Origin of the sequence: Devosia ginsengisoli (assembly GCF_007859655.1) — a bacterium.
Taxonomy (GTDB): Bacteria; Pseudomonadota; Alphaproteobacteria; order Rhizobiales; family Devosiaceae; genus Devosia; species Devosia ginsengisoli.
In genome coordinates this window covers 1041472-1056722 of sequence record NZ_CP042304.1, presented here as the reverse complement: position 1 = coordinate 1056722, position 15251 = coordinate 1041472, and the positions used below count along the sequence as shown (strand labels likewise).

The 15251-nt window shown below is 63.4% G+C and carries 11 protein-coding genes; 4 read left to right on the top strand and 7 right to left on the bottom strand.

The window, feature by feature from the left end; translation table 11 throughout:
* Positions 1–9: 9 nt before the first annotated feature.
* The 4 genes from FPZ08_RS05135 to FPZ08_RS05120 form a co-directional block, all read right to left on the bottom strand.
* Complete coding sequence (locus tag FPZ08_RS05135) at positions 10–513, bottom strand: cupin domain-containing protein (RefSeq protein WP_146288987.1); 504 nt, start codon at positions 511–513, stop codon at positions 10–12.
* Positions 510–878 carry a cupin domain-containing protein gene (locus FPZ08_RS05130; RefSeq protein ID WP_146288986.1) on the bottom strand — a complete coding sequence of 123 codons (369 nt, stop codon included), beginning with the start codon at positions 876–878 and terminating at the stop codon, positions 510–512. Before FPZ08_RS05130 ends, FPZ08_RS05135 begins: the two co-directional genes overlap by 4 nt.
* On the bottom strand, positions 878–2377 hold the full coding sequence (sufB, locus tag FPZ08_RS05125) for a Fe-S cluster assembly protein SufB (protein WP_146288985.1): 1500 nt from the start codon (positions 2375–2377) through the stop codon (positions 878–880). Before sufB ends, FPZ08_RS05130 begins: the two co-directional genes overlap by 1 nt.
* A gap of 68 nt (positions 2378–2445) precedes the next feature.
* Complete coding sequence (locus FPZ08_RS05120) at positions 2446–3576, bottom strand: cysteine desulfurase family protein (RefSeq protein ID WP_186767213.1); 1131 nt, start codon at positions 3574–3576, stop codon at positions 2446–2448.
* 287 nt (positions 3577–3863) lie between these two features.
* Here FPZ08_RS05120 and FPZ08_RS05115 point away from each other — a divergent pair, with 287 nt between their 5' ends.
* Both FPZ08_RS05115 and tyrS read left to right on the top strand, forming a co-directional pair.
* On the top strand, positions 3864–4526 hold the full coding sequence (locus FPZ08_RS05115; protein ID WP_146288983.1) for an alpha/beta hydrolase: 663 nt from the start codon (positions 3864–3866) through the stop codon (positions 4524–4526).
* A gap of 132 nt (positions 4527–4658) precedes the next feature.
* Positions 4659–5909 (top strand): tyrosine--tRNA ligase, encoded by a 1251-nt coding sequence (gene tyrS / locus FPZ08_RS05110; RefSeq protein ID WP_146288982.1) that lies wholly within the window; start codon positions 4659–4661, stop codon positions 5907–5909.
* A gap of 129 nt (positions 5910–6038) precedes the next feature.
* Here tyrS and FPZ08_RS05105 read toward each other — a convergent pair whose 3' ends face one another.
* The gene (locus tag FPZ08_RS05105; RefSeq protein WP_146288981.1) at positions 6039–9434 is read right to left on the bottom strand and encodes an AsmA-like C-terminal domain-containing protein; all 3396 of its coding nucleotides are present in this window, start codon (positions 9432–9434) and stop codon (positions 6039–6041) included.
* A 232-nt stretch (positions 9435–9666) separates the two neighbouring features.
* Here FPZ08_RS05105 and FPZ08_RS05100 point away from each other — a divergent pair, with 232 nt between their 5' ends.
* Entirely contained in the window at positions 9667–10155 is a 489-nt protein-coding gene (locus tag FPZ08_RS05100; RefSeq protein ID WP_146288980.1) for a peroxiredoxin, read from the top strand.
* Positions 10156–10220: 65 nt separating this feature from the next.
* On the top strand, positions 10221–11348 hold the full coding sequence (locus tag FPZ08_RS05095) for a M23 family metallopeptidase (RefSeq protein ID WP_146288979.1): 1128 nt from the start codon (positions 10221–10223) through the stop codon (positions 11346–11348).
* Between the two features lie 181 nt (positions 11349–11529).
* Here FPZ08_RS05095 and prfB read toward each other — a convergent pair.
* Positions 11530–12655, bottom strand: a protein-coding gene (prfB, locus tag FPZ08_RS05090; protein WP_146288978.1) for a peptide chain release factor 2 whose coding sequence is annotated in 2 segments (ribosomal slippage) — positions 11530–12585 and positions 12587–12655 — 1125 coding nt in all. Because the reading frame shifts where the segments join, the coding sequence is not laid out codon by codon here.
* A gap of 75 nt (positions 12656–12730) precedes the next feature.
* Positions 12731–15241 carry a penicillin-binding protein 1A gene (locus tag FPZ08_RS05085; protein WP_146288977.1) on the bottom strand — a complete coding sequence of 837 codons (2511 nt, stop codon included), beginning with the start codon at positions 15239–15241 and terminating at the stop codon, positions 12731–12733.
* Between the last annotated feature and the right edge of the window lie 10 nt (positions 15242–15251).

Below are 15251 nucleotides of genomic sequence, written 5' to 3'. Positions count from 1 at the left end.
GCGTCGCCCTCAGGCGCCGGGTTCGCCGTCCCAGTAATCAAGGTGGTTCTGGCCTTCGCGGCCGCAATGGCGCAAGCGACGATCGGCAGAGCTGCGGCTCGTCACCTGGAATTTTCCGGAGTCCGGGTATTCGCAGACTTCGGTATCGGCATTGTTGGCTATGCCCAGATATTTGAGCGTCACCGACCCGGTATTGAGGATCTGGTGTGCCGTTTCCGGGCCGCCATTGGGCGCACCGAGCACGTCGCCGGCCTTGAACGAATAACGTTCGCTGCCGAAGCGATAGGTCCCCTCGCCTTCCAGCACGATGAAGAGTTCTTCTTCGGCGTGGTGGCTGTGGAAGGGGCAGCTCGACTTGCCCGCGGGCACTTCATTGTAGCTGATGCCGAGCGCGCGCAGGCCCAGCAGCTTGCCGAAGGAGGTATCGGCAGACTTGTAGAGCGTGCCCTGCTCCCAGGCGTCGAGCGCGAGGGAAGCAAGCGAAACCACGGGGTTACGCGTTTCGGCCGTCATGCCTGAACTCCGACCGGCGCTGTATAGACGTGGTCGTCCACATTGCCGGTATTGCGTGCGCCCGCGGCGGCGATGAACAGGACTTCCACCTCGCCCGTATCGGCCACGGTCCGGTGCTCGACGCCGCGCGGCACAACGAAAACCTGGCCGGGATGGACGCTGACGATGCGATCGCGGAACTCGACCTTGACGACGCCCTTCCAGCCGATGAAGACCTCGTCATAGTCCTCGTGGAAGTGCCACGGGAACGTCCCTTCCGCCTTGACGATGCGCAACTCCTGCCCGCTGAACTCGGCGGCCACGCGGGGCCGCCAATGCTCGGTGAGCTGAGCCATTTTTTCAGCGATGTCGAGCGGTGCTTCCATCAGCCCACGCTGCCTTCGAGGCTGATGGCGATCAGCTTCTGGGTTTCGACCATGAATTCCATGGGCAGGTGCTGCAGCACATCGCGGACGAAGCCGTTGACGATCAGCGCCACAGCGTCCTCTTCGGAGAGGCCGCGCTGCTGGCAATAGAACATCTGGTCGTCGGAAATCTTGGACGTGGTGGCTTCGTGCTCGAACACGGCCGTGCCGTTGCGGCTTTCGATATAGGGCACGGTGTGGGCGCCGCATTTGTCGCCGATCAGCAGGCTGTCGCACTGGGTGAAGTTGCGGGCATTCTTGGCCTTGGCATGCGCCGAGACCTGGCCGCGATAGGTATTGTCCGAGAAACCGGCGGCAATGCCCTTGGCGATGATGCGGCTGGACGTGTTCTTGCCCAGATGCAGCATCTTGGTGCCGCTATCGACCTGCTGGTAACCGTTCGAGATGGCGATGGAATAGAATTCGCCGCGCGAACCGTCGCCACGCAGGATGCAGCTCGGATATTTCCAGGTGATGGCCGAGCCGGTTTCCACCTGGGTCCAGGAAATCTTGGAATTGGCGCCACGGCAATCGCCACGCTTGGTGACGAAATTGTAGATGCCGCCCTTGCCGTCCTTGTCGCCGGGATACCAGTTCTGGACGGTGGAATACTTGATCTCGGCATTGTCGAGCGCGACCAGTTCCACCACGGCGGCGTGAAGCTGGGCTTCGTCGCGCATCGGGGCGGTGCAGCCTTCGAGGTAGCTCACATAGCTATCGGCTTCGGCGATGATCAGCGTGCGCTCGAACTGGCCGGTCTTCTTCTCGTTGATGCGGAAATAGGTCGACAATTCCATCGGGCAGCGGACGCCCTTGGGAATGTAGACGAAGGATCCGTCGGTGAAGACGGCCGAGTTCAGCGTGGCGTAGTAGTTGTCGGAAACCGGGACCACCGAGGCCAGGTATTTCTGCACCAGTTCGGAATGCTCGCGGATGGCTTCGGAGATCGAGCAGAAGATGATGCCGACCTTGGCCAGTTCCTCGCGGAAGGTGGTGACCACGGAGACCGAGTCCATCACCGCATCGACGGCCACTTTGGGGCGTTCGACACCAGCGAGGATTTCGCGCTCCTTGAGCGGCACGCCGAGCTTGTCGTACATGGCGATCAGCGCCGGATCGACCTCGTCGAGGCTCTTGGGGGCCGGCGACGACTTGGGCGCGGCGTAGTAGTACATGTCCTGCAGGTCGATGGCCGGATAATGCACCTTGGCCCAGGTCGGCTCGGTCATGGTGAGGAAGCGGCGATAGGCTTCCAGGCGCCAGTCGAGCATCCACTGGGGCTCGTTCTTCTTGGCGGAGATGAAGCGGACGGTATCCTCGCTCAGGCCCTTGGGGGCCATGTCGGATTCAATATCGGTCTCGAAGCCGTATTTGTACTTGTCGACGTCGAGCGCCAGCACCGATTCAACGGTTTCGCGATCGATCTCTTCCTTGAGCGTCGGGATATCGTAGTCCGCCATAGTGGCTTCTCCTATTTGCCCAGCGGCGATTCAAGGTCGCTGCGAGCCGTCTAAAACTCTTGCGACCGTTAGGCCGCCTGCCCCTGCCGCGCCCGGTGGCGCTCAAGGACGGATCGGTAACCGGCGACGAACGCATCGACGTCGTCAGCGGTGGAATTCCAGCCCAGGCTGACGCGCAGGGCGCAATCGGCCAGTTCGGGCGCGACGCCCATGGCAGCCAGCACATGGCTCGGCCCGACCTTGCCGGACGAGCAGGCCGAACCCGACGAGACGGAAAGGCCCAGCAGGTCCAGCCCCATCATCGCCGTGGCATTCTTGACGCCGGGCACGGCGAAATTGACGACATTGCCCAGCCGATTTGCGCCAAACACTACGGCATCGGCAGGCAAGCCCGCTTCCAGCCGCGAGATCAGCGCCGGCACATCGGCCGCAGCATAGCGGTCTGCGATGGCTGCCGCCGCCGCCCCGAATGCCGCGATCAGGGCCGCCGCCTCGGTGCCGCCGCGCCGGCCCTGCTCCTGCCCGCCGCCCGGAATCAGGCGGACGGTATCGGCATGTGCCTTGACCAGCAGCGCGCCAATGCCCTGTGGAGCGCCGATCTTGTGGCCGCTTACCGCCATCATATCGGGTGCCGAAGCGGCAAAATCGAGGGGCAGCTTGCCGAAAGCCTGTACGGCGTCGATGAACAGCGTGTGGCGGGTGGGGCCAACCAGGGCATTGATACGGGCAATATCCTGCACCACGCCGGTCTCGTTGTTCACCCAATGGAGGGCAACCAGCAGGTTGCCTTCGGTCGTGGCGATCACGTCGGCCAGTTGATCGAGATCAATGCGGCCGTCGGGTAGAAGCCCGATTGATATGACCGGCAGGCCCGTGGCTTCGGCAGCCTTGGACACCGCCGCATGTTCCCCGGCGCTAATCGCCACGGCGCCTGCCGCAAAGGCCTTGGCGCCGCCGATAACAGCCTGGGTGATGGCCTCGGTGGCCGAACCGGTGAAGACGACCTGCTTGCGCTCGGCGCCCGCAAGGGCCGCCACCTGGGCGCGGGCCGTATCGATGAGGTTGCGCAATGCACGGCCGTGGCCATGCACCGACGAGGCATTGCCCACCAGATCGAGGGCAGCGATGAGCGCCGACCGCGCCTCCGGCAGAAGCGGGGACGCGGCATTATGATCAAGGTAGATCGCCGGTCTCGTCATCGGTTTCCCGTGTAGCGCATGCGCGCTGGTCATGCCTTCCATGCCCGGGCCGAGGCGCTGACGCGCCTGCTAGCTCAAACACTTCTTGAAATTTGCCGCCCAACTTCATTACAAGGGGCGCTCTTACAGGCCGCAGAGCGGCTGAAAACCGAGTTTCGAATAATTCTAAACTAGATTTTGCGACCCATGTTTTAGGGAGCGGAACGGGCTTAGTCAAGCCGCAACGCCGCCACAGGGACCCACGCAAACCACACCAACAGAGCCGAACGGCCGGAAGAAACAAGACCATGCCAGAAGTGATCTTCAACGGGCCCGAAGGGCGTCTCGAAGGCCGGTACCAGCCGGGCAAGGAGCCCAACGCGCCCATAGCGATCGTGCTGCATCCCCACCCGCAATTCGGCGGGACGATGAACAACCAGATCGTCTACAATCTCTTCTACATGTTCGCCGAACGCGGCTTTGCCGTGCTGCGGTTCAACTCGCGCGGCGTCGGTCGCAGCCAGGGCATGTTCGACCATGGCATTGGCGAGCTGAGCGACGCCGCCGCGGCGCTCGACTGGCTGCAGGTCATCAACCGCGAGTCGCGCGGCTGCTGGATTGCCGGCTTCTCGTTCGGTGCCTGGATCGGCATGCAGTTGCTGATGCGCCGGCCGGAGGTGGAAGGCTTCATCTCGGTGGCGCCGCCGGAAAACCTCTACGATTTCTCGTTCCTGGCCCCCTGCCCGTCTTCGGGCCTGATCATTCATGGCGACAAGGACCGCGTGGCGCCGCCCTCGTCGGTGCAGAAGCTGGTCGACAAGCTCAAGACGCAGAAGGGCATCACCATCGAGCAGCAGATCGTGGAGGGGGCCAACCACTTCTTCGAGGGCAAGGTGGATGAGCTGACCGCGAGCTGCGCCGAATATCTCGACCGTCGCCGTCAGGAGATCGCCGACGGCGGCGGGCGCTAAGTCAGGGCGCATAGCTGCGATCTGTTGGAAGGGACCTCATCCTGAGCCTGTCGAAGGACGGGGTCCCGCGTGCACCGACCTCGTGGTTCGACAAGCTCACCATGAGGTCTCACTAACCTCGATGATTGTCAGATGACCAAGTTCAAATCCGATTTCCTGCGTGTGCTCGACGAGCGCGGCTTCATTCACCAGATTTCCGACCCTGAAGGGCTCGATGCGCTGGCCGCCAAGGGCAAGATATCCGGCTATGTCGGCTATGACGCGACGGCGACCTCGATCCATATCGGGAACCTGATTTCCGTCACCATGCTCTACTGGCTGCAGGAAACCGGCCACAAGGCGATCAGCCTGATGGGCGGCGGCACGTCGATGGTGGGTGATCCCTCGTTCCGCGACGACCAGCGCAAGCTCCTCACGGTCGAGCAGATCGAGACCAATATCGAGAGCATCAAGAAGGTCTACGGCAATATCCTAGACTATGGCGGGTCGAACCCGGCCATGATGGTCAACAATGCCGACTGGCTGCTCAAGCTCAACTATGTCGAATTCCTGCGTGACGTGGGCCGGCACTTCTCGGTCAACCGCATGCTGAGCTTCGATTCGGTGAAGCTGCGGCTCGACCGCGAGCAATCGCTGAGCTTCCTCGAATTCAACTACATGATCATGCAGGGCTACGACTTTACCGAGCTCAACCGGCGCTATGGCACCGTGTTGCAGATGGGTGGGTCGGACCAGTGGGGCAACATCATCAACGGTGTCGACCTCAACCACCGCATGGGCGGCGAGCAGCTCTATGCGCTGACCACGCCGCTGCTGACCAAGGCCTCGGGCGAGAAGATGGGCAAGTCGGCGTCCGGCGCCGTGTGGCTTAATGGCGACCTCTTCAGCCCCTATGATTTCTGGCAGTATTTCCGCAATACGGAAGACGCCGATGTCGGAAAATTCCTCAAGATCTTCACCCGCCTGCCACTGGATGAAATCGCGCGTCTCGCGGCCCTTGGCGGCAACGAGATCAACGAGGCCAAGAAGGTGCTGGCGACGGAAGTGACGGCCATTGTGCATGGCCGGGAAGCGGCCGAACAGGCTGCTGTGACGGCCGCCAATACGTTCGAGGCTGGCGGGATCGATCTGTCGCTGCCGACGGCGACGGTTTTGAATGCCGAATTGGCCTCGGGCATCGGTATTCTTTCCGCGCTGGTAACAGCCGGGCTTGCCGGCTCCAATGGCGAAGCACGCCGGCATATCCAATCAGGTGCTGTGCGCGTCAACGACGCCGTCATCGAGGATGATAAGCTCAACCTGGGCAAGGATGCGCTGTTGAGCGAAGGCGTCATCAAGCTCTCGGTCGGCAAGAAGCGGCATGCGCTGATCAAGCCGGTTTAGTCGCCGACCACGCGGTCATTCCCGCGAAAGCGGGAACCCCTGTTTGCCAAGGCACTGAACGGAGGTCCCCGCTTTCGCGGGGATGACACCGTGGGCTACATTGGCGCCACTATACCATTGCCCCCGGTGCTACTGCGCCGGCGGCTGCTCCTTTGCCCGGAACTCGAACAGTTCGCGGAACGCCCCCGGGACCAGCATGGAGAGCGGGTTGATGCGGAACTGGGGGTTGTCCAGTGGCCCCTGGACGGCGAAGGTTACGCCGACCAGGCCTTCGCCTTCGCGGCCGCCGAGCAGCGGGCCGAGGATGGGGATTTGCTGGAAGGCGTTGTTGAGGCCGAACAGCGGGACATAGGTGCCGACCAGGTCATATTGGCGCTGGTTGGTATAGATGAAGCCGCGCATGGTGCCGCCGACCGTGTCGCCGCTCAGCACGGCATCGGTCACCTCCACCCGGTCGGAGCGGCGCTGGAAATCGACCTGTGCTGCGTCGAAATCGAGGCGGTTCTGGCGGGCGATGGCGGCGCGGGAATCGGAGTGATTGCCCAGGACCTGGGCGACATTGGCCTCGTCGACAATGGCGAAATCGCGCATCAGCAACTGGCCCGCCTCGGCGTCGAGATCGCGGTCGGTGGTGAGGACGAGGCTGCCGGAGCCGCCGGCCAGCTGGGAATAGACGCCGAGCAGCCGCAGGATGGTGCCGGCATCGTTGAAGGCCACCGAGAGCGTGCGGCCCTTGGGCGCCGGATTGGTGGTGATCGACACCGCGTTGCCGTCGCTGAACTGGGCCGTCAGGTTGGCGCGGCGCATGTCGCTGCCGCGCAGCAGCAGGTTCAGGTCGAGGTTGAAGGCGGTCGTGGCGTAGTAGCCGAGCGCCCGGTCGAGCTTCACGTCGAGGGCGATGGTCTGGTCGAACTGGGTGGACTGGACACCGCCGGCCCCCTCGCCCAGCCCGAAGAACTGGCGCAGCATGGGCTTGAGGTCGAGCTGGCTGCCGCTGATGCGCACGGAATAGCCGCCATCGATCGGCGTCATGGCCAGTTGGGCGCGGTCGCCATTGCTGAGGCCGAACTGGCTGAAATTGGCCGATTGCAGGCCCTTGGTGGCGTGATAGGTGATGTCGCCTATGGCGCGGACGGTGCCGAAGGACAGGTCGATATTTTCGAGCACGGTCACCTCGCCCTGCGGGCGGATGGTGGCGCTGAGCGTGCCGGAGGTGCCGGCAGCCTTGCTGATGCCGATATCCTTGATATTGAGCGCGGCATCCTTGAGGTCGACGGCCATTTGCAGGGCGCCATCGGCGAGCGGCTGGGCGACGAAGCGGACGCGACCGGAGAGGAATTCGGACGCATCGAACCCCATGGAGGCCAGGTCGGCCACGTCTATGGTCGAGGCCAGGCGGAAGGTCGGGTCGGTGGTGGGCGTGCCCGATATTTCGACTTCGGCTTCCATGCCGTCGATATCGGCCGTACCGCCGAGCTGGTAGCCTTCCTGGGAGGCGCTGAAGGCCAGTTGGCCATTGTCGATATGGCGATCCTGGATCGGCTTGGAGCTGGCAAAATCGGCCACGGTGCCGTTGACGACATAATCGACATCCATCGGCCGGCCGCTGGCCTCGTCGGCGAGCGTGATGGTGGCGACCAGGCCGAGATCCACCGTACCGGTGATGGATGCGAGATCGATCGGCAATTGCGCATTGGCCAGGGCGTCGGGCTGCTGGGCGCTGGCCAGGTCGAGCAGTGCCGGGATCGGCGCGTTGATATCGCCGGATACTTCAAAGATGCGTTCGGCCGGGTCGGCATTGTCCATGACCAATGCGGGGTTGCTGACGCGGATTTCGCCGGCGCTGGTGGCTAGCTTGCCGCCGGCAGCCGAGATGATGACGTTGCTGTCATCGACCTGCAGGCGCGTTTCGCCGTCGATGGCGATGGGGGCCATTTCGGCGGTCGGCTTGATAGCGACGCCGGTGCCGATCATGTCGATCTGCATGCTGTTGTCGGGCAGCGGCTTGTCCTCGCCCTCAAGTCCCAGCGTGCCGACGGGAAAGCGGAAGTCCATGCGCGACTGCGCCACGGTGCCTTCGGTGACATTGGCGACGAACCAGTCGCGGCTGTCGCCGCCCATGATATAGGGCCAGAGACGCTTGAGGTCGTCGGCGCTGACGCCCTGCCCGGCTACCGTCATGTCCAGGCCGAGGCCGGCCTGCAGCATATCGATGCGGCCGGTCGTCTCCACCGTGGCGTCACCCTTGCGGGCCAGGAAGCGGTCGATGCCGAGGGCGCCGTAAAGCGGGGCCGACCAGCCGGAAAACTCCATCGTGTCGAAGGGTTCGGCCGGCGCCGCCATGTCATTGGGGTGGATCACCACATTGCGCGCCTTGAGCGATATGCCGACGGTGGGGCCAAAGGCCTGGTCCAGCCCCATGGCGAAGATGCCCGAGACGTAGGCGCTGCTCTGGCCGATCTGCAGGGCGGCCTCATTGAGGATGAACTGCCCGGTTTCCGGTTCCCAGGCGATATCCAGGATCGAGCTGGCGATGGGGAAATAGGCGTCTGATATGCGCAGGTCGAGGCCGGTCAGATCGATCTTGAAGCGGCCGTCGACCAGCTTGCCGGCAGCGGGCTCGAAATTGACATCGATGGACAGCGCCCCTGCCCCGCGTATGGCGGCGAGGCTGGTGGGGTCATCGATGAAGGGCAGGACGGCGGCGAAGTCGATATTGGTGACATCGGCTTCGAGCCGGGAATTGCCGTCGTCGCCGAGCGTACGCGAGAGGCTGCCGGTCATGGTGCGGCCGCCCAAAGTGGCGGAGAAGGTACCTGATGTGTTGCGGCGATCGCGCGAGGGGCCGATTTCGAGATTGATGGCCTCGAAGCGCCGGAACAGGCCATAGACGGAATCGTTCATATCCACGACGCCGTCGCGGATGACGAGCTTGGAAAAGCGCCCCTGGGCGGCCTGCTCGACAATATCGGCAATGCCCTGCTCGCTGGCCTCGAGATTGTAGATCAACCATTCGTTGTCCGAGCGCATGGCGATGGGCTGGTCACCGCCGGCCATGCCGACGCCGCTGGTGGAAATGCCGACAGCGGGAAACGTATCCTCGCCCTCCTGCACGCGCACTGTCGGGAGGCCGCCTGCGGGATCATCGAGCAATTCGAAACTGGTGATGCGGGGCCCGAACAGATCCTGCACCATCTGGATATGCGGCCGCACGATGGTGATGGTGGCGCCGGGCTGGCCGAACAGAGCGCGGGCCGGCGAAAAGCCGACCTCCAGCGCCTCCACGGCGATATGGGCACCCGATTTGCTGTCGGTCAGTGTGACGGGGGTGAACTGGATGACCGGCCAGACGCCCTTTTCCAGCGCCAGTTTCATCTCGCCCATATCCAGTTGGGAGGTGGGCGGCAGCATTGACTGGACCAGCGAGCGGACCGCCTGGCCGGCGAAGGGCAGCGGCAGCGGCGTGATCAGCAGAACGAGATAGAGCAGCAAGGCCAGAACGCAGGGAATGCCGAGCACCCACACGGCCAGTTTCGCTGCGTGTCGGGCAGGAGGCCGTTTGCGCTGCGCAGACGGCGTAACCGAAGTGTCTGCGGGTAAGGTTGACGCGCTCACTTGCTTCCAGAAAAGAGGCTTGCCGTGGTCTGCCGAGACCTCGAGAATCAACCGCAGAAGGCGGTCACTTGCCCAATGATACCGGCTGGACTATGGCACTGACACCACATTGTGACCCGCAAGTGCTGAATGGAAGGTTTGCATGGCCGATTTGACCGAAGGCGACCGCGCTCCCGATTTCACCCTGCCGCTCGACGATGGCAGCACATTCCAGCTTTCGGCGCAGCGCGGCAAGCCGGTGGTGCTGTATTTCTATCCCGAAGACGATTCGGGTGGTTGCGTGGACGAGAACAAGGAATTCTCCGAGCGGGCGGCGGCCTTTGCCGAACTGGGCGCCAAGCTGGTCGGCATTTCGCCCGATACGATCGAAAGTCATATAAAATTTCGCAGGAAATACGGGCTCGCGCTGCCGCTGGCGGCCGACCCCGAGCACCAGGCGATCGAAGCCTTTGGGCTGTGGAAGCTCAAGAAGCTCTATGGACGGGAATTCATGGGGTTGATCCGCACCTCGTTCATCATCGATGCTGAAGGACGGGTGGCGCGCATCATCCGGGCCACGCGCATTCTCGGTCATGCGCAGAAAATGCTGGAAGCGCTTGAAGCGCATGTGGCGGATACTGCCCACAAATAGCCTTTATTAACCATGCTGCGCCATACTTCGCTCACCATATCTGTGAGCGTCGCGGGGTTAGTGGGGTGCGTAGCCAGGCCAGTTTCGGGCGAAACGACAAGGGATCGCGTCACGGCGTCCACCCTGCCCTGTTCTATGGCATGTTTGCCGTATTGCTCGCCGGCAATGCCCTGCTGGTCACTGCCTTCCTGCTGTCACCCGATATTGCCCGCCTGCTGAGCGGCAAGAACGAACAGGTCATCGAGGCCTATGAAAACCGCATCGCGCAACTGCGCGTCGAGGTTGATCGCCTGCATTCGCGCAGCTACGCGCAGGCCGGCGACATCAACCTGCAATTGCAGGAACTGGCGCAGCAGCAGGAAGTGCTGATCGAGCAGCATCAGTTGGTGCGCGTGCTGGTCGACAAGGCCGGAGAGTTGGGCATCGAGACGGCGGCGCTGCCCGTCCATGATGTCGGCGATCAGGCGCTGGCGCCACGCACCGATGGCAATCCCGATATCGACGCCACGGCCGCTGCCGTCGCGCAGATGATGGGGGAAACCCAGTTTGCCATGACCTCTATCGCCGAAACGGCAACGGCGCGCGCCGACAGCATCGTCACGGAACTGACGGGTCTCGGCATTCCGGTCGCTCTGCCGACGACGCTGGATGGCGTGGGCGGTCCGTTGCTGCCGCCGCAGGACGAGGACGATGCCTCGGCCATGATCGATGACGCCAATGCCGTGATGGGGGCTTTGGTCCGCTACAAGGCCGCGCGCGACAGCATAGACGACGCGCCGGTCCATATGCCGATCACAGGCAATTTCCGGCAGAGTTCGGGCTTCGGCAACCGCACCGATCCGTTTAGCGGGCGCCGCGCCTTTCATTCGGGGCTCGATTTCGCCGCCGCCAGTGGCACGACGGTGTTCAGCGCCGGCAAGGGCGTGGTGAGCTTTGTCGGCACCAAATCGGGCTATGGCAATGTGGTGGAAGTGACCCATGCCAATGGGCTGGTCAGCCGCTATGCCCACCTGTCCGGGTTTCTCAGCGAGGTTGGCCACGCGGTCAATACCGGCACGCCGATCGCCAAGGTGGGGTCCACCGGCCGTTCCACCGGGCCGCATCTGCATTTCGAGGTGCGCAAGGCCGATAGCGCGATCAATCCCAAGGCGTTTCTTGAAGCCGGGAAGCGGCTGTTGGCGCTGTTGGGGTGAGGTGGGCTGAGTGAGCCGCTGGCGGCTCACGATTTCAGGTCGGATACCCCCACCTAACCTCCCCCTGATAGGGGGAGGAATCCGCTCGGCGGGTGGGGCATAAATAGTGCCTCAAACGCGATCTGTTCCTCCCCCTATCAGGGGGAGGTTAGGGGGGGGGTACCCCAACAAGGCCAAGCCCCTACCCCTCCGCAGCAACATCCGTCGCCACGCCCACCCTCTGGGCCAGTGCCGCTTCCATGAACTCATCGAGGTCGCCATCCAGCACCACGGAGGGCTGGCCGCTTTCGACGCCGGTGCGCAGGTCCTTGACCATCTGGTAGGGCTGCAGCACGTAACTGCGGATCTGGTGGCCCCAGCCGATTTCGGTCTTGCTGGCGGCCTGGGCGTTGGCGGCTTCCTCGCGCTTCTGCAATTCCGCCTCGTAGAGGCGCGATTTCAGCATGGCCATCGCGGTCGCACGGTTCTTGTGCTGGCTGCGTTCCTGCTGGCAGGCGACGATGATGCCCGAGGGGATATGGGTGATGCGGATGGCCGAGTCGGTGGTGTTGACGTGTTGTCCACCGGCGCCCGAGGCGCGATAGGTATCGACCTTGAGGTCGGCCTCGCGGATTTCGATGTCGATGGAGTCGTCGACCACGGGATAGACCCAGCAGCTCGAAAAGCTCGTATGGCGGCGCGCTGCCGAATCGTAGGGGCTGATGCGCACGAGACGATGCACACCGCTCTCGGTCTTCATCCAGCCATAGGCATTGTGGCCCTTGACCAGGATGGTGGCCGACTTGATGCCGGCCTCTTCGCCGTCATGCATTTCGAGCACTTCGACCTTCATCTTCCGGCGTTCGGCCCAGCGGGTATACATGCGCAGCAGCATGTTGGCCCAGTCCTGGCTTTCGGTGCCGCCGGCGCCGGAGTGGATTTCGACATAGCAGTCATTGGCGTCGACTTCGCCTGACAGCAGCGTTTCGATCTGGCGGCGGCGGGCGGATTGCTTGAGCTCGATCAGGGCGTCTTCGGCGTCCTTGACGATGTCGGCATCGCCTTCGGCTTCGCCCATCTCGATCAGTTCGGCATTGTCACGGATGCCCGTTTCGAGCTCGCGCACGGCCTTGACGGCCACGTCGAGTTCGTCGCGCTCGCGCATCTTGGCGCGGGCCTGTTCCGGATCGTTCCAGAAATCGGGGGATTCGGTCTCGGCGGTCAGCGCGTCGAGGCGCAGCTCAGCAGTATCCCAGTCAAAGATGCCTCCTCAGCAGGGTCAGAACCTGCTCGATTTCGGCGACGGTCTTTTCGATTTCCGTACGCATTGGACAATTCCTTCAATAGCGGCGCCCCGTTTAGCGGAGGCGGGCACGGGGATCAACTCTTGACGGCAGGCAACGCTAAAACAGGCCGCCGCGCCCGGGATAGACCCACTGGCCGGTCGAGCGATCGTAGACGAGTTCATTGCCGCCCTGCGACGGCTGCGCGCCAGGCTGGGTGACGAAGCCGGAGCCATATTGCTGCTGCATCATCTGCTCGCGCTGGATGGCGTCGAAGGCGTTGACATCGACGCCGATGACCGAGGTCATCAGGTTCGGCCCGGTGCCGGGCTTGAAGGCTTCCTGGATGGCGGATTCGCCGTCGAAGGCCTTCACGCCCGAATTGGGGTTGATCCAGGCCGTGGTCATGCCCGATGGCACGTTGAACTGGCTTGGCGGCGTGCCTTCGAGCGCCTTCTGCATGAATTCGGTGAAGATCGGCACGGCAAAGGTGCCGCCGGTGACCGAAGAGCCCATGGAACGCGGCTGGTCGTAGCCGACATAGACGCCGACGGCGAGTTCGGGCGTGAAGCCGACGAACCAGGCGTCCTTGTAGTCATTGGTGGTGCCGGTCTTGCCGGCCACCGGGCGGTTGAGCACGCGGGCCGCCGTGCCGGTGCCGCGCTGCACCACGCCTTCCAGCATCGAGGTGATCTGGTAGGCGGTCATGGGGTCGAGCACCTGTTCGCGGTTATCGACGATCAGGGGTTCGCCCTGCCCGTGCCAGTCGGTCGCCTCGCAGCCCTGACACAGGCGCTGGTCGTGCTTGTAGACGGTGACGCCATAGCGATCCTGGATGCGGTCGATCAGGGTCGGCACGATCTTGCGGCCGCCATTGGCGATGGTGGCATAGGCCGCTGTCATGCGCATGTCGGTGGTTTCGCCGGCGCCGAGCGCCATGGCCAGCACGGGCTGCATCGTATCGTAGACGCCGAACATCTTGGCGTATTCGGCGACCAGCGGCATGCCGATATCGCGGGCCAGCCGCACGGTCATGACGTTACGGCTGCGTTCGATGCCGCGCCGCAGGGTCTGGGGCCCGTAGAATTCCTGGGCGTAGTTTTCCGGCCGCCAGATCGAGCCGTCGGCATTGCGGATTTCCACCGGGGCGTCGAGCACGACCGAGGCGGGCGTATAACCATTGTCGAGCGCGGCGGCATAGACGATGGGCTTGAAGGAGGAGCCGGGCTGGCGCAGGGCCTGGGTGGCGCGGTTGAATTCGCTGAGGGCGTAGGAGAAGCCGCCGACCATGGCCAGGACGCGCCCGGTGCGGGGGTCCATGGCGACCAGGGCGCCCTCGATCTCGGGCACCTGTTCGAGCGTATAGATGCCGGTCTTGCCCGAAACCGGGGAGACATAGACCACATCTCCTACTTTAAGAATGTCCTGCAAGGGCTTGGAGACCCATTTGATCTCAGGACCGGACAAGGTGCCGATGACACGATCGTCGGCCACGGCGCCACCGGCCAGGCCATCGGGACGCAGGCCGATACGGGCCTCGTTGCTGCCCATTTCCAGCACCACGGCGAGCTGCCATTCCGGCACGTCGCTCAGCGGGGCGATCTTGGCGACGTCCAGCCCCCAGTCCTCGCCGATCTCGATACTGGCGACCGGGGTGCGGAAGCCCTTGCCATGATCATAGGCGATCAGCCCGTCCATCAGCGCCTTGCGGGCATATTCCTGCAGCCGCGGTTCGAGCGTGGTGCGCACCGACAAGCCGCCGCCATAAAGCTGGTCCTCGCCATAAAGCTTAGCCAGTTCGCGGCGCACTTCCTCGGTGAAATATTCGGCCGAATAGAGCTGGCTGCCGCCGGCGCGCGGGATGACGTTGAGCGGCTCGTCCTTGGCGATGGAGGCTTCTTCCAGCGTGGCGTAGCCATTCTCGACCATGCGGTCGATGACCCAGTTGCGGCGCTCGATAGCGGCCTGCGGGCGGCGGAAGGGGTGATAATTGTTCGGCCCCTTGGGGAGCGCGGCGATATAGGCGGCTTCGCTCAGCGTCAGCTCATAAAGCGCCTTGTCGAAATAGTTGAGCGCCGCAGCGGCCACGCCATAGGAATTGAGGCCGAGGAAAATCTCGTTGAGATAGAGCTCGAGAATGCGGTCCTTGGAGAAGGTCGACTCGATGCGGATGGCCAGCAGGGCTTCCTGCAGCTTGCGATCCCAGGTCTGTTCGGAGGTGAGCAGGAAGTTCTTGGCGACCTGCTGGGTGATCGAGGAACCGCCGCCCTGGATGGAATTGTTGCCGTCCATCCGCGCCAGCAGGTTGTCGCGCAAGGCGCGGAACACGCCATCGATGGCAATGCCGCCATGGGAGTAGAAATCCTTGTCCTCGGCGGAGAGGAAGGCGTGCACGAGCAGCGGCGGGACGGTCTCTATGGGCTGGAACAGCCGGCGTTCCCGGGCGAATTCGGCCAATAGCGTACCATCGGCGGCGTGGACGCGCGTGGTCACCGGCGGCTGGTAGTCCTTGAGCACGGTATAGTCGGGCAGTCCTGCGGAGACGCTGGTGAGATATACCGCGGCCAGGCCGATGGCCGCCAATGCCGCGAACATCCCAAAGCCAAAAATCCAGCCGAGCAAGCGCAGCATATAGTCGTGT